This is a genomic window from Rhizobium sp. BK212 (genome assembly GCF_014197475.1).
Classification (GTDB): domain Bacteria; phylum Pseudomonadota; class Alphaproteobacteria; order Rhizobiales; family Rhizobiaceae; genus Rhizobium; species Rhizobium anhuiense.
The window spans coordinates 656,436-669,801 of record NZ_JACIFS010000002.1 but is presented as its reverse complement, the minus strand read 5'-3'; the positions used below and the strand labels follow the sequence as shown (position 1 = coordinate 669,801).

The window sequence follows — 13,366 nt, the reverse complement described above, 5'->3', positions numbered from 1 at the left end:
GTTCACATCAGAGTTCGGTTGACTTCTTCCCGTAAATCAGAACATTTCAGGAACGATCAATCGGAGCCCGTCGCCGTGGCCAATGCTGAAAAGTTCATCATTCTCCCTTATCGTAAGAACCGCGGCAATCTCGTGCCCGGTGAAATGCGCCAGGCATCGAACTCCGTCAGCGCGGAAAAGATCGCTTCGGCGATGGCGCAGCGTTTCGTCGGCGTGGCGGCCTATGCCGTAATCGTCGATGAAGAAACCGGCGACATGTCGTCGCCGCGGTTGCTCGCGCGATATGGCGAGATTGCCGATCTCAACGCCGCCTGAGGCGCGGTTTTCAGCATGGAGACATCACTCTACCTGCCGGTCAAAGCTTTCCTGGAGGCGGCCGGTTATGTCGTCAAGGGCGAGGTCGGCGGATGCGATCTCGTGGGGTTGAGCGATGGCGAGCCGCCGGTCGTGGTGGTCTGCGAACTCAAACTCTCCTTCAACCTCGAACTGCTTCTGCAGGCGGTCGACCGGGCGGCGATGAGCGATGAGGTCTGGATCGCGGCCCGCGTTTCCGCCAAGGGGCGCGGGCGAGAGGCCGACAGACGCTACCGCGACCTCTGCCGGCGCCTCGGCATCGGCATGCTCGGCGTTTCCGATGGCGGCGAGGTCAGCGTCATCGTCAGCTCCGTCTCGCCGATGCCGCGCACCAATCCGAAGCGGCGCTCGCGCCTCGTCAAGGAGCATCAGCGCCGCCGCGGTGATCCGGCCGTCGGCGGCGGCTCGCGGGCGCCGATCATGACCGCCTATCGCCAGCAGGCGTTGCTCTGCGCCGCTGCACTCGACCGGGGACTGGTTCGGCCGCGGGATATGAAGGCGCTTACGCCCAAGGCCGGCCCGATCCTGCGCGACAACGTCTACGGATGGTTCGAGCGCATGGAAAAAGGCGTTTATGCCCTGACGCCTGCAGGGCGGGCCGCTCTTTTGCGCTGGCCGCAGCCTGTGCTTTCCGACCCGGCACCTTGAAGCTGCGCTGTAGGAAGCATCGGCGGGATCGCTCAGTATGCCGCTTTCCGACCGGAGACGGCAACGCCTGTGAACGACTTGTCATTCCCCTTTGACAAATCCGCCGTCATCGCCCATATCACCATTAACTGAACCGCCTGCGCGACATTCGCGTGGGCGGTTTTGCGTTTCAACGGCTTGAATTCTGCAATTCATTCGCAACCGCAGGGGAACGATATGAGTGACAACGGCGATCTTACGGTTCGGAAGCTGGCGATGTGGGGGATTCCGCTGTCGCTCGGCGTCATGGGCCTGAAGATGGTGGCTTGGTGGGTGACCGGATCGGTGGCGCTGCTGTCCGACGGGCTCGAATCCTCGGTCAACGTCGTTGCTGCCTTCGTCGCCTTCTTCGTCATCCGCTATGCGCAGAAGCCTGCCGATCACGACCATCCCTTCGGCCATCACAAGGCGGAATATCTGTCTGCCGTCACCGAAGGCGTGCTGATCGTCGTCGCTGCCCTGCTGATCGTCACCGAGGCGATCGGTTATCTCGCCGAGCCGCGCATGCTGGACGCACCTGTCCTCGGTCTTGCGATCAATTTCGCGGCCGGCGTTATCAACGCGATCTGGGCGCGGTTGCTGATCCGCACCGGGCGCAGGCATCGCTCGGCGGCACTGATGGCGGACGGTCAGCATATCATGTCCGATGTGGTGACCTCCATCGGCGTGCTCGTCGGCCTGCTGCTGGCGCTGGCAACGGGTTATGCGATCTTCGACCCGGTGCTTGCCATCCTCGTTGCCGTCAACATCTTGTATCAGGGCTGGAAGGTGATCTCGCAATCGATCGGCGGGCTGATGGACCAGGCGGTCGAGCCACAGGAAGAGGAGGCGATCAAACAGGCGATCGCCACCCATGCGGCGGGCTCCATCGGCGTGCATGACCTGAAGACGAGGCGGGCGGGCACCGTCACCTTCATCGATTTTCACATGGTGGTGCCCGGCGGGATGTCCGTGCGACAGGCGCATGATATATGCGATCGCCTTGAGGATGCCATCAGGGCAGTGCACGAGGGCGCCACTATCGCAATTCACGTGGAGCCCGAGGGCGAAAAGGCTCACGGCATCCGCGTCAAAGTCGTCAAGGAGGCATGATGCCGAGTACCGATGTTTCCAGCCTGTCGATGCTGGGTCAGCAAACCGAAACCGCGCAATCGCCGGAGGAGGCGGTGCTTGAAAAAGTGCCGTCCAACCATGCCGGTACCGACTACGTCGTGCGCTTCACCGCGCCGGAATTCACCTCGCTCTGCCCGATGACCGGGCAGCCGGATTTCGCCCATATCGTCATCGACTACATTCCGGGCGAATGGCTGGTGGAATCGAAATCGCTGAAGCTCTTCCTGCATTCCTTCCGCAATCACGGCGCTTTCCACGAGGATTGTTCGATCTACATCGCCAAGCGCATCGTCGAGCTGCTCGATCCCCGGTGGCTGAGGATAGGCGCCTATTGGTATCCGCGCGGAGGCATTCCGATCGACGTCTTCTGGCAGACGGGCAGGCCGCCGGAAGGCGTGTGGCTGCCGGAGCAGGGTGTTGCCACCTATCGCGGGCGTGGGTGAGGAGCGGTCGGGCGCAGCCCGAGCAATCGATGTTTTTTCTTCAACGCAATTCCGGACGAAAAACCGCGAGGCACTTTTTCTGGAATTGCTCTCAATCGATTGCAGCGACGAACGCCCTGAACCTAAGCGAAAGGCCGGGCAACGGCGCGGCAATATAAAACCAACCGCCGCTCGCGCCTTGGCCGTTAAACGTCAAGCATCCGTGACGTCATCTCCAGACGAGTCGTCGTTGTAATCGTCGTTATCGTCGTAGTCGGCCTGCTGCACGTTGCCGTCCTTGTCGTCACCTGCGTTGTCCGAGGCCTGGCGGGTGTCGTCGTTGCCGTAATAATTGTTGATGACGGTTTCTTCGGTCGGCGCACTGGCATTGCCGAAGGGGTTGGCGCCGAAGGGCGAGCCCCAGCCGAGCGAGGACATGTGGTTGCCGAAGATGCCGCTCAGCGAATTGGCAAGCAGCATGCCGCCGGCAACGCCCGCTGCCGTGCCGAGCGCGCCGCGCAGGAAGCTGCCGCCGGCCGATGGCGCATAGGCCTGCTGGCTCCAGGGGCCGGTCGGCTGTTGCGGCGGCTGGCGGACATCACGGTCGTAGCCGCGGGGCTCGTCATAGCTGCGGGAGGACTGGCCCCATGGGCCGGGGTTGGAGGGGACGGGCGCGGGCTGCTGCGTTTGCGTATTGCCGAAGATCGAACTCAGGAAACCACCGCCCTGTTCGGCTTGGCGATGTTCACTGGCGCCGGCTTCCAGTTGGCGGATATGCTCTTCGAGTTCCTTGATATGATTGGCTGCCGCCTCCAGCCCCTTTTCCTGAACGATGACGGCCTGGGCCAGATAATAGGTGGCCGATGGCTGTTCGCGCGTTGCCTGGTCGATCAGCGCTTCAGCCTCGCGGTCGCGCGGTGTGGCCGCGGCGGTGCGCACGCGGTCGAAGAGGGCGGTCAGCAGTTGGCGTTCTTCCGGTGACATGTCCTGTCTCCTAATGATCTAGAGCGCCGCGCGTCCGATAGGACGCGCTAAGGACGCTCTATCAATTTAAAACTGCGCATAATCCTTTCCGACAATCGATTCCGATTTCGGGGTTATGCGCTGGCGGCGTTTGCCGCGTGAGGCTGAGGTAGGAACCGATTTTGGCTTTTCAAAGCCTTTCACCGTTACAATTCAGTAAGGCTTGCAGAACGGCGCGCGGCTTCTTAAGGATATCTGCATCGCTTCGGTGCCTTGTGTTTTTCCCGCATTGTTTTAGGCATTGAGTCGCACTATGTGCGAGGAACCCGAATTCATCTCCAAGAGGTTCGAATGAACGACGAAGACCAGGACGACAAGACGAAGGAACTGCCGCTCGGCAAGGAAACGGAGGCGAATCTTTTCAAGTCGCGTTCGATCTTCATCTACGGACCGATCAATCAGGAATTGGCGCAGAAGGTCTGCTCGCAGCTGGTGGCGCTTGCCGCAGCCAGTGACGAGGACATCCGCATCTATGTCAATTCGCCCGGTGGCCACGTCGAATCCGGCGATTCCATCCATGACATGATCAAGTTCATCAAGCCGAAGGTCTGGATGATCGGCACGGGCTGGGTCGCCTCGGCCGGCGCGCTGATCTATGTCGCGGTTCCGAAAGAGCGGCGCCTGTGCCTGCCGAACACGCGCTTCCTGCTGCACCAGCCCTCCGGCGGCACGCGCGGCATGGCATCCGACATCGAGATCCAGGCGCGCGAGATCATCAAGATGAACGAGCGCCTGAACAGGATCATGGCGGCGGCCACCGGCCAGCCGCTCGACAAGATCGCCAAGGATACGGATCGCGACTACTGGCTGTCGGCCGAAGAGGCGAAGGACTATGGCCTCGTTTCGCGGGTTGTGACGTCGCAGTCCGACATCTGAGCTTTCTCAGCCAAAAGCTGCCAAGAAGCCGCCCTTGCCTGCCGATCGCAGGCGAGGGCGTTTTATCTTCGGCTGGTTTGAATGAAGATGGTTATCCGCAAGGGTTGAACGGAAAGCTCTGATTCCGGACTTGCGCCTGCGGCAGCCATCATGCTCCATGCGTCACTCCTGCATCCCACGAGTCCGCCATGCTCAAAGATTTTTCCGTCCAGGCCCTGTTCATGGGACTGCTGACTGCCTTCGTCGGTTCCGCCAGCTCTTTTGCCGTTGTGCTGCACGGGCTGCAGGCGGTCGGCGCCACGGATGCTCAGGCGGCTTCGGGCTTGATGGCGTTGTCGATTTCCATGGGCATCTGCGCGATCGTGCTGAGCGCCGTGACCCGATTGCCGATCAGCATTGCCTGGTCGACGCCGGGCGCCGCACTGCTGGCAAGCACCGGGGCTATCGAGGGCGGCTTCAATGCGGCGGTCGGAGCATTCCTTATCTGTGCTGTATTGATCATCGTCGCGGGGCTTTTCAAGCCGCTCGGTCGGGCGGTGGCCGCCATTCCGGCGCCGCTCGCCAATGCGATGCTCGCCGGCGTGCTGATCGGCCTCTGCTTCGCGCCGGTGAAGGCAATCGGCTTCAATCCGCTGTTTGGCCTGCCGATCGTCGTCGCCTGGATCGTCGTCGGCGCCTTCAAGCGGCTCTGGGCGGTGCCGGCGGCACTCGCAGCCTTCGCGCTGGTGCTCGCCTTCGGCGTCGATATCCCCGAGGGTGCGCTCAGATCGCTGGAACAATCGCTGGTGCCGACGGCGGAGATCGTCCGGCCGGTGTTCAATCTTGCCGGCCTCGTCTCGATCGCGCTGCCGCTTTTCATCGTCACCATGGCCTCACAGAATATCCCGGGTATCGCGGTCCTGAAGGTCAATCACTACGATCCCAAGCCCGGTCCGCTCTTTGCCGTCACCGGCTTCTTCTCGCTGCTGTCGGCGCCCTTCGGTGGCCACGCCGTCAATCTGGCGGCAATCACCGCGGCGATGTGTGCTGGGCAGGATGCCCATACCGATCCGAAGCGGCGCTATTGGGCGTCGCTGATCGCCGGCGTCGGTTATGTCATCCTCGGGCTGCTCGCCGGCGCGGTAACGGCCTTCGTCGCGCTCGCGCCTTCGATCCTGATCGAGGCGGTGGCGGGGCTGGCCCTGGTCGGTGCCTTCTCGTCCTCGGCAATGTCGGCGTTCCAGGCGCCGGATTCGCGCGAGGCGGCGGCGATCACCTTCCTCGTCACCGCCTCCGGCGTTTCCTTCGGCGGCATATCAGGCGCCTTCTGGGGCCTGATCGCAGGCGGGCTGATGCTCGCACTGTCGCGGCTGGTGAAGATTTGGAAAGACCGGGCTTAGTCACGGTCGTGGAAATGCCGAATCACGGCGCTTTGGAATATCTCCGTGACCGCAGGCGCGCACCGCGTCAACGCTGGGCGGCGACCAAAGGCCGGGCAAGGGCTTGCCAGTTCCACTGCCCGAGGTTATAAGCGCGGCCATGAAGACCACTGGCGCCAAGATTTCCAACAGCATTGCACGCGGCCGCATCGCCCTGCGTGACAATACGCGCGCCCTGACCTCGCTTCTTCTCCTCGGCCTTACGCGCGGTTGCCGGGTCCTTTGAGGAGCGCCCGGCGGCCGAAAGCCCGCCCGGCCATCGCTCCTCGCGACTCACTTTCAAAATTGACCTAACGACCGACAAAGGTCCGCATTTGTTTATCGCCAAGCCCGACACGATCGGCTAAGAGGCGGGGCAAATGCCGGGACGAGGAGACGATACGATGGACGCGAAGACGCAATCCTCCCAGAACAAGACCACCCCCGCAAAAGGCATGCCTGACGCCGCGGTGAAATACCGGGCCTATCCGCAGGTAAACATTCCCGACCGCACATGGCCGACGAAGACCATTACCAAGGCGCCGGTCTGGTGCTCGGTCGACCTGCGCGACGGCAACCAGGCGCTGGTCGATCCGATGGGCCACGACCGCAAGGCGCGCATGTTCCAACTGCTGCTCGATATGGGTTTCAAGGAAGTCGAGATCGGCTTCCCCTCGGCTTCGCAGACCGACTTCGATTTTGCCCGCTGGTGCGTGGAGGAGGGCAATGTGCCCGCCGACGTCTCCCTGCAGGTGCTGGTGCAATGCCGCCCGGAACTCATCACCCGTACCTTCGAAGCGCTGGAAGGCGCAAACCGGCCGATCGTGCATTTCTATAACTCGACCAGCGAGCTGCAGCGCCGCGTCGTCTTCGCCAAGGATGTGCAGGGCATCAAGCAGATCGCCGTCGATGCCGCCAAGATGATCACCGATATGGCCACCAAGGCCGGCGGCGGCTACCGTTTCGAATATTCGCCAGAGAGCTTCACCGGCACCGAACTCGAGGTGGCGCTGGAAATCTGCAACGGCGTCATCGAGGTCGTCAAACCGACGCCCGATAACAAGTTGATCATCAATCTGCCGTCCACCGTCGAGATGGCGACGCCGAACGTCTATGCCGACCAGATCGAATGGATGTGCCGCAATCTCGACAATCGCGAGAACCTGATCATTTCGCTGCATCCGCATAACGACCGCGGCACGGGCATTGCCGCTGCCGAACTGGCATTGCTGGCAGGCGCCGACCGTGTCGAAGGCACGCTGTTCGGCAATGGCGAGCGCACCGGCAATGTCGACATGGTGACCATGGCGCTGAACATGTTCACCCAGGGCGTCGATCCCGGGATCGACTGCTCGAATATCGAGCGCATCAAGGAAGTGTTCGAATATTCGAACCAGATGGCGATCGGCGAGCGCCATCCTTATGTCGGCGAACTGGTCTATACCGCCTTCTCCGGCTCGCATCAGGATGCGATCAACAAGGGCATGAAGGCAGCACAGGTCGCCAACCATCCCGTATGGGAGGTCCCGTATCTGCCGATCGATCCGCGTGATGTCGGTCGTTCCTACGAGGCGATCATCCGCATCAACTCGCAATCCGGCAAGGGCGGCATTGCCTACATCCTGCAGCAGGATTACGGGCTGAACCTGCCGCGCAACCTGCAGGTCGAGTTCCGCGAGGACATTCAGCGCATTACCGACGTAGAGGGCAAGGAGCTTCCTTCGAAGCGCATTCACGATCGTTTCATCGAGCGCTACGTGACGCAGCCGAGCGCGCGCCTGAAATTCGTCGACCACCACACCTATCCCGATACTGAGCGCAAGGGCCAACGGGTCGTGGCCGCCGAGATCACCGACAATGGCGAGATCAAGCGCATCGAAGGGCGCGGCAACGGCCCGATCGACGGCTTCATCAACGCGCTGTCGCATTATCTCGGCATCGAGATGTCGGTCGAGGACTATTCCGAGCATTCGCTGCAGCACGGCTCGAATGCGGCGGCGATCTCCTATGTCGAGACCTCCTATCCCGGCGGCAAGCTCTTCGGCGCCGGCATCAATACCAACATCGTCGCGGCGTCGCTGGAGGCGATCGTCTCGGCCGCCAACCGTGTGCTCGAGGTGAAGGCCGGCAAGGCCTGATCTCAAAGGAACTCAGGCCGCGATCGTATCGGTGCGGCGCGGCCTGACGATGCAGTCGGCGATATCGCCGGCTTCGTTGCGCGCCTCGGCATGGCGCTGGCCCCATTGGCAGAGCGCCAGCAGCACCGGTTCGAGGCCGAGACCGAGTTCGGTCGCGCTGTATTCGACGCGGGCGGGGATTTCGGTAAAGATCCGGCGCGCAACCAGCCCATGTTCCTCCATTTCGCGCAGCTGCTGGATCAGCACCTTCTGGCTAATGGCCGGCATCATGCGCTTTAGCTCCGAAAGACGCTTCGGGCCGGAGAAGACGTAGTAGAGGATGACCGGCTTCCAGCGCCCTGAAATCACTTTCAGCGCGCGCTCGACCGGCAGCTCGGGGAGTCTTTTCATCGGCTCAGCCATGGTCACCTCCTGGTGGGTATGGCACGAAAGAGTGTGTATTTTTACAGCATATCCTATTGCTAAACCTGCCCCACGCCAAATCAGACGTGAGGTTCATCTGTTATGAAAGCGATCCAATTCACGCGCTTCGGTCCGCCCGAAGTCCTCGAGGTGGTGGAACTGCCGGTCCCCGAGCCGGGGCCGGGTGAGGTTCTCATCCGCGTTCATGCGGCCGGCGTGAATTTCTTCGAGGTACTGATGCGGGCCGACCGCTATGCCGTATCGCCCGACCTGCCGATGTTTCCCGGTGTCGAGGTCGCGGGTATCATCGAGCGGGCGGGGCCCGGTGCCGATCGCTCGCTCATCGGCATGCGGGTTGCCGTTCCTCTCTTTGCGATCGGCCGCGGTTCGGGCGGTTATGCCGAGTTCGTCGCGGTCGACGCTGGGGCGGTGGTGCCGCTGCCGGATGCTGTCTCCTTCACGATGGCTGTGGCGCTGATGGTGCAGGGACTGACGGCGCTGCATCTCCTACGCCGCAGCCCCGTGAATGGCAAAACCGTCCTCGTCAATGCGGCAGCCGGCGGTGTCGGCTCGCTGCTGCTGCAGCTTGCAAGACGCGACCGCGCAAAGATGGTGATCGCAGCGGCGAGCAGCGAGGAGAAACGGGCGCTTTCCCTGTCTCTCGGCGCCGATCATGCGGTCGACTATACGGCGCCCCGCTGGCAGGAGGAGGTCAAGGGGCTGAGCGGAGGGCTCGGCGCGGACATCATCTATGAAACCGTCGGCGGCGCGGTTTCAAGGGCAACGCTCGATGCGCTGGCGCCTTGCGGCGAGTTGGTGCTGGCGGCGATGGGACGATTCGGGCTTGGGGTCGCCGATATCGAGCGCATGCTTGATCAGAACCAGTCGATCAAGGGATTTTCGCTGTTGCCGCTGCTGACGCTCCAAGCTGTGCCAAAGGATCTTGGCGCGCTCTTCGATCTTGCGGCGACGGGCGCGCTGACGGTTGTCGAAGGCGGTCGCTTTCCACTGCATGGAGCCGCGGAGGCGCATCGCGTCATTGAGGAGCGGAGGGCGGTCGGAAAAGTGGTGTTGACGCCGTCAATCCAAGAAAGCGAGCCCGACGCGATGCCAAAAAACTTGGCCCCTTAAGCACCGTGCGTCCTTTCGGACGCACAAAGGACGCTCTAACAGTTTGAACCGACGCATCGTGCTTTCCGAAAATCAGTTCCGATTTTTGGGCGATGCGCTAGATCGCCGTGGCGATCTCCATGGCGAGCTGGCCGAGCGTTGCTTCGGCGGAGGGACCGGCCAGCACATAGGAGGTGCCGGCATTGTGCCAGGTTACCAGGCCGATCTCGTCCTTGATCGTTTCCTTGAAGTCGTCGGTCTCCGGCGGCTGCGCGTCTTTGCGGAAGCAGATGGAGATAACGTCGCCATCGGCGTTGGAATAGACGAGCTGCCCGACAGGGCGGCTGTCGCCGAGGATGACGCGCGCGCCTTGGAAGGTCCAGCCTTCGGCGCTGAGATCGGGCACGCGGAAGGGCACGCCGATCGCGGTCGTCAGCCAGCTGGAGATTTCCTCGGCTTGCGAGGCGGGCACTTCGACGAGATGACGGGGCTGGCGGATCAGCAGGCGCTGATAGGCGGTGACGTCGCCCAGCCAGTCGCTGGTATTGGCCGGCGCCGTGGCGGCGGTCGTGGTGGCGATTTCGTCGGCATCGGGGCTGGTGCCGACGAAATAGCCGATGCCGCAACCGACGACGAAGAGGATCAGAGCGGCGGCCAGCGCCTGCGGGCCGCTCGGCGCCAGTTTCACCTGCGGGCGCGTGGCACGCTGGGCGATCGGCGCCTTCGGCGGCTGCGTGCTCTTGATGGAGCGGACGAGGGCGAGCGGCACCGGCTCCTTCAGGATATCGTCGAGGCGCCGGCGGCCGAAATCGGCACCGTGGCGCAGCTTCTCATGCAGCCGGCGCGCATTCTCGTCGCTTGCCAGACGCTGCTCCAGTTCGTGCCTTTGTTCGGGCGAGACTTCGCCGTCGAGAAGGGCGGTAAGCTGGACTTCGAGCGGCAATTTCCTAAGATCGAGCAAATTCAGTACCTGTGGATCGGGTGGGTGCCGGCAAGCTCGGCAAAGTGCAGCCTTGCGGCGGCGAGCTGCGAAACGACGCTTGCCACTGGGATGCCCATAATGTCGGCCGCCTGCTGGTAGCTGTGGCCTTCGACGTCGACAAGCAGGAACATGCTGGAAACGCCATCCGGCATATCGGCGATCATGTGATGGATGGCATCGGGATCAACGGCAGCCGCCCGTTCGCGTGGGGCCTCAAGAAGATCGGTGACGTTGCCGCGGACGGAAGCCTTCGGCTTGCGCTTGCGGCTGTCGTCGGTCCATTGCTGGCGGGCAAGCGTGTAGATCCAGCTTTCCAGCCGGCCTTCGCCGCTCCATTGATGACCCTTGGCGATGGCGCGCTGACAGACAGCCTGAACGAGTTCGTCGGCCACGGCAACCTCACCCGCGAGCGTGATCGCGAAGCGGCGAAGGCGGGGCAGAAGGCCGACGAGATCACGTCGGAGATCGATGGTCGTTGCGGGTTGACGCATTGTCTATCCAAGAAGCATTCACAATGGTTTCGCGGACGAAGGGATTACCCTCGGGCGCGAAGCCGGCCTTATCGACGCCGGCGATGCATGTGCTTTATGAAACAAGTCTCCTGCACTGCGCAAGCATCCGGTCGTTTTCATCCCTCTTTCCCAAGGGATTTTCGTATTGTGGCCCACAAAGCTTGCGTCAATATGTCTTGTAGCCGTTCAAGCTTTGCAGCAGCGCGCGATAGGCCCAGGTGCCTTCGCCGCCGCGATCACGGATTTCGACAAGCTGAACGCGGGCGCCCTGAATGTCTCCCTGTTCGACCAGCGCCATGCCCATGTAGGAGCGGGCGAGGATGTAATTCTCATCCGCCTGCAGCGCCTTGCGGTAGTAGGACATGCCGAGTTCCATCCGGCCGGCCTTGCGGTTGGCGTAGCCGAGATAGTTCAGGATGCGCGGGTCGTTCTGGTTGCGGGCCAGATTGAGCACGGTGATGGCGTTGTCATATTGGCCGGCATAGGCAAATTCGCGGGCGAATTTATAGAGATCGTCGTCGTTGAAGCTGCTCTTCTTCGGATTGACGCATTCCTTCTTGGCCTTGTCCCAGACCTTGCCGCCGGTGCAGGTCTTGGTCGTCTGCGTCTTCGGCGGCGGATTGGTGTCATCGTTGCTGTCGCCGACCGCGAAAGCGGCCGTGGCGATGCCGAAGGCAAAGCCGGCGGCGAGCGAAAATCTGGACAGGCGACGGAAAGGAGAAGTCATGGGCGGGCTCCGTTCTCAGGCGATGCTGTTGCTGGAATTGTACGCTTACCATTAAAAATACCAAGAGGGTAAGCAACCTCCACGGCAAATGTCGCGACGATGGCCTGATCTCTTCGCAGATCGATTCAAGTGCTGCACAAACAGAGTCTGGAACTGGCGCTAACGCGCGAAAATATCGGCGCTTTCCGGTATCACCGCGTCGCCGGCCCTGTTGAGGCTGAAACGCTCGCCGCGGAGTTCCCAGGCGCCTGGAGAGCCCTCGATGGAGAAGAGGTTATAGGCGGCAGGCGGCTTGATGCTGCCGGGTCCCTGCGACGCCGACGCGATGCCGACGACAGGCACCGGCTGCACCTGGCCGCGCAGCCAGTGCAGCGTGTTCAGGTGCGTATGGCCGTGCAGCACGAGTTCGGCGCCGCCCGTCGAAATTACGGCGGCGAAGCGGCGGATGCCGATCATGCGTTTGTAGAAGGCCGTGGCGCCGCGGATCGGCGGATGGTGGATCATGACGACGCGAAAGAGACCGGCTTCGCCGGCCGCGCGCAACATGTTGACGGTGTCGCGGGCCTGGCGCGCGCCGAAAAAGCCGGAAGCGGCAAAGGGAGGGGTGGCGACCGCCGTCGAGCAACCGACGATCGCGACTTTGTCGCGGATGCGCAGATAGGGGAAGACGTGGCGATCCTCCTGCCATTGCGGCGGGGCGAGATCGCCGCGGACATAATCGTACCAGGCGCGCATTGACTTCTCATAGGCGCCGGGCACATAGGCGTCGTGGTTGCCGGGAACGACCGAGGTGTCGGCGGGATCGCCGAGCGTGCGCAGCCAGGCGGCGGCGGCGCGGATCTCGATGCCGCTCGCCAGATTGACGAGGTCGCCGGTGACGGCCAGGTGATCGGCCTGGCGGGCGCGGATATCCTCGAGCAGCAGATCCAGCGTGCTGCCGAAAAGGTGCTTGCGTCGGTTTCGATGCCAGTTCACAAAGCCGGTTATGCGTTTTGAAAACAGCTCCTGAATGGAAAGGCGGGGCAGCGGTCCGAGGTGGACGTCGGAAATATGCGCGAGCTTGAACATGCTACGAGACATAGACCAGCTTATTGACAAATCAAACACATCCGGCGCGATGAATAGCCGAAACGGAACCATGGTGGATAAAGAGAAGCGCCCCCCTCATATCAGGCTGGCCTTGCGCCTGCTGCATGTTTATTTCTCCTTCGCCCGCGGCATGACGATGGGCGTCAGGGCCGCCTGCTTCGATGCGGACGGCCGGATTTTCCTCGTGCGCCACAGTTATATCGGTGGCTGGCATATGCCGGGCGGCGGACTGGAGCGCAACGAGACGGTAGAAGAAGCGCTGGTCAAGGAGCTGCGCGAGGAAGGCAACCTCAGGATCATCGGCAAGCCGGAGCTGGTCCAAGTCTACTTCAATACCACGACGACCCGGCGCGACCATGTCGTGTTCTACAGGGCGACCGTCGAGCAGACAGCGCCCCGTCCGCCGGACTGGGAAATCTCCGACAGCGGGTTCTTTTTCCTCGACAGCCTGCCCGAGGGTACGACCGAGGCGACGCATCGCCGCCTCGCCGAGCTTCGCGGCGAGCAGGAGCCCGATCACCGCTGGTAAGAAGT

General features: G+C 62.4%; 15 protein-coding genes and 1 pseudogene. 10 read left to right on the top strand and 6 right to left on the bottom strand.

The window, feature by feature from the left end:
* The first annotated feature begins 75 nt into the window (after nucleotides 1-75).
* The 4 genes from FHT79_RS08325 to queF all read left to right on the top strand — a co-directional run bounded on the left by FHT79_RS08325 (nucleotide 76) and on the right by queF (nucleotide 2,597).
* The gene (locus tag FHT79_RS08325; protein ID WP_047611312.1) at nucleotides 76-315 is read left to right on the top strand and encodes a hypothetical protein; all 240 of its coding nucleotides are present in this window, start codon (nucleotides 76-78) and stop codon (nucleotides 313-315) included.
* A gap of 15 nt (nucleotides 316-330) precedes the next feature.
* A complete protein-coding gene (locus tag FHT79_RS08320; protein ID WP_183903228.1) occupies nucleotides 331-1,002 on the top strand; it encodes a DUF2161 family putative PD-(D/E)XK-type phosphodiesterase in 672 nt (223 codons plus the stop codon).
* Nucleotides 1,003-1,218: 216 nt separating this feature from the next.
* Entirely contained in the window at nucleotides 1,219-2,133 is a 915-nt protein-coding gene (gene emfA / locus FHT79_RS08315) for a CDF family cation efflux transporter EmfA (RefSeq protein WP_047611305.1), read from the top strand.
* Nucleotides 2,133-2,597: a preQ(1) synthase gene (gene queF / locus FHT79_RS08310; protein ID WP_029867919.1), complete on the top strand. Its 465-nt coding sequence runs from the start codon at nucleotides 2,133-2,135 to the stop codon at nucleotides 2,595-2,597. The genes emfA and queF overlap by 1 nt, the downstream gene beginning before the upstream one ends.
* A 192-nt stretch (nucleotides 2,598-2,789) precedes the next feature.
* Here the strand turns inward: queF and FHT79_RS08305 are convergent, their stop codons facing one another.
* Nucleotides 2,790-3,560 (bottom strand): DUF2076 domain-containing protein, encoded by a 771-nt coding sequence (locus tag FHT79_RS08305; protein ID WP_183903227.1) that lies wholly within the window; start codon nucleotides 3,558-3,560, stop codon nucleotides 2,790-2,792.
* A gap of 330 nt (nucleotides 3,561-3,890) precedes the next feature.
* On the opposite strand from FHT79_RS08305, the gene FHT79_RS08300 reads away from it, so the two are divergent.
* From FHT79_RS08300 to leuA, 4 genes are all read left to right on the top strand, one after another.
* Nucleotides 3,891-4,475, top strand: coding sequence for an ATP-dependent Clp protease proteolytic subunit (locus FHT79_RS08300; protein ID WP_029867921.1), 585 nt, complete (start codon nucleotides 3,891-3,893; stop codon nucleotides 4,473-4,475).
* A gap of 188 nt (nucleotides 4,476-4,663) precedes the next feature.
* Nucleotides 4,664-5,854, top strand: coding sequence for a benzoate/H(+) symporter BenE family transporter (locus tag FHT79_RS08295; RefSeq protein WP_183903226.1), 1,191 nt, complete (start codon nucleotides 4,664-4,666; stop codon nucleotides 5,852-5,854).
* 139 nt (nucleotides 5,855-5,993) lie between these two features.
* Complete coding sequence (locus tag FHT79_RS32365) at nucleotides 5,994-6,119, top strand: hypothetical protein (protein WP_254959063.1); 126 nt, start codon at nucleotides 5,994-5,996, stop codon at nucleotides 6,117-6,119.
* A gap of 157 nt (nucleotides 6,120-6,276) precedes the next feature.
* Nucleotides 6,277-8,010 carry a 2-isopropylmalate synthase gene (gene leuA / locus FHT79_RS08290; RefSeq protein ID WP_029867923.1) on the top strand — a complete coding sequence of 578 codons (1,734 nt, stop codon included), beginning with the start codon at nucleotides 6,277-6,279 and terminating at the stop codon, nucleotides 8,008-8,010.
* A gap of 12 nt (nucleotides 8,011-8,022) precedes the next feature.
* Here the strand turns inward: leuA and FHT79_RS08285 are convergent.
* A pseudogene (locus FHT79_RS08285) lies at nucleotides 8,023-8,509 on the bottom strand (helix-turn-helix domain-containing protein).
* A gap of 5 nt (nucleotides 8,510-8,514) precedes the next feature.
* Between FHT79_RS08285 and FHT79_RS08280 the strand changes: the two are divergent.
* Nucleotides 8,515-9,543, top strand: coding sequence for a zinc-binding dehydrogenase (locus FHT79_RS08280; RefSeq protein WP_183903224.1), 1,029 nt, complete (start codon nucleotides 8,515-8,517; stop codon nucleotides 9,541-9,543).
* A gap of 97 nt (nucleotides 9,544-9,640) precedes the next feature.
* Here FHT79_RS08280 and FHT79_RS08275 read toward each other — a convergent pair whose 3' ends face one another.
* From FHT79_RS08275 to FHT79_RS08260, 4 genes are all read right to left on the bottom strand, one after another.
* A complete protein-coding gene (locus FHT79_RS08275; RefSeq protein ID WP_183903223.1) occupies nucleotides 9,641-10,483 on the bottom strand; it encodes an anti-sigma factor in 843 nt (280 codons plus the stop codon).
* Between the two features lie 2 nt (nucleotides 10,484-10,485).
* The gene (locus FHT79_RS08270) at nucleotides 10,486-10,995 is read right to left on the bottom strand and encodes an RNA polymerase sigma factor (protein ID WP_183903222.1); all 510 of its coding nucleotides are present in this window, start codon (nucleotides 10,993-10,995) and stop codon (nucleotides 10,486-10,488) included.
* A gap of 187 nt (nucleotides 10,996-11,182) precedes the next feature.
* Nucleotides 11,183-11,743: a hypothetical protein gene (locus tag FHT79_RS08265; RefSeq protein WP_183903221.1), complete on the bottom strand. Its 561-nt coding sequence runs from the start codon at nucleotides 11,741-11,743 to the stop codon at nucleotides 11,183-11,185.
* A 159-nt stretch (nucleotides 11,744-11,902) separates the two neighbouring features.
* The gene (locus FHT79_RS08260; RefSeq protein ID WP_029867929.1) at nucleotides 11,903-12,811 is read right to left on the bottom strand and encodes a metallophosphoesterase; all 909 of its coding nucleotides are present in this window, start codon (nucleotides 12,809-12,811) and stop codon (nucleotides 11,903-11,905) included.
* Between the two features lie 70 nt (nucleotides 12,812-12,881).
* Between FHT79_RS08260 and FHT79_RS08255 the strand changes: the two genes are divergently transcribed.
* On the top strand, nucleotides 12,882-13,361 hold the full coding sequence (locus FHT79_RS08255; protein WP_029867931.1) for an NUDIX domain-containing protein: 480 nt from the start codon (nucleotides 12,882-12,884) through the stop codon (nucleotides 13,359-13,361).
* Nucleotides 13,362-13,366: the final 5 nt, after the last annotated feature.

What these genes read in the sequence shown, in the direction of transcription:
- leuA (WP_029867923.1), top strand. Translation starts at nt 6,277, where the DNA reads ATGGACGCGAAGACGCAATCCTCCCAGAACAAGACCACCCCCGCAAAA.
- emfA (WP_047611305.1), top strand. Translation starts at nt 1,219, where the DNA reads ATGAGTGACAACGGCGATCTTACGGTTCGGAAGCTGGCGATGTGGGGG.
- queF (WP_029867919.1), top strand. Translation starts at nt 2,133, where the DNA reads ATGCCGAGTACCGATGTTTCCAGCCTGTCGATGCTGGGTCAGCAAACC.
- FHT79_RS08280 (WP_183903224.1), top strand. Translation starts at nt 8,515, where the DNA reads ATGAAAGCGATCCAATTCACGCGCTTCGGTCCGCCCGAAGTCCTCGAG.
- FHT79_RS08270 (WP_183903222.1), bottom strand. Translation starts at nt 10,995, where the DNA reads ATGCGTCAACCCGCAACGACCATCGATCTCCGACGTGATCTCGTCGGC.
- FHT79_RS08265 (WP_183903221.1), bottom strand. Translation starts at nt 11,743, where the DNA reads ATGACTTCTCCTTTCCGTCGCCTGTCCAGATTTTCGCTCGCCGCCGGC.
- FHT79_RS32365 (WP_254959063.1), top strand. Translation starts at nt 5,994, where the DNA reads ATGAAGACCACTGGCGCCAAGATTTCCAACAGCATTGCACGCGGCCGC.
- FHT79_RS08260 (WP_029867929.1), bottom strand. Translation starts at nt 12,811, where the DNA reads ATGTTCAAGCTCGCGCATATTTCCGACGTCCACCTCGGACCGCTGCCC.
- FHT79_RS08305 (WP_183903227.1), bottom strand. Translation starts at nt 3,560, where the DNA reads ATGTCACCGGAAGAACGCCAACTGCTGACCGCCCTCTTCGACCGCGTG.
- FHT79_RS08300 (WP_029867921.1), top strand. Translation starts at nt 3,891, where the DNA reads ATGAACGACGAAGACCAGGACGACAAGACGAAGGAACTGCCGCTCGGC.
- FHT79_RS08295 (WP_183903226.1), top strand. Translation starts at nt 4,664, where the DNA reads ATGCTCAAAGATTTTTCCGTCCAGGCCCTGTTCATGGGACTGCTGACT.
- FHT79_RS08320 (WP_183903228.1), top strand. Translation starts at nt 331, where the DNA reads ATGGAGACATCACTCTACCTGCCGGTCAAAGCTTTCCTGGAGGCGGCC.
- FHT79_RS08255 (WP_029867931.1), top strand. Translation starts at nt 12,882, where the DNA reads ATGGTGGATAAAGAGAAGCGCCCCCCTCATATCAGGCTGGCCTTGCGC.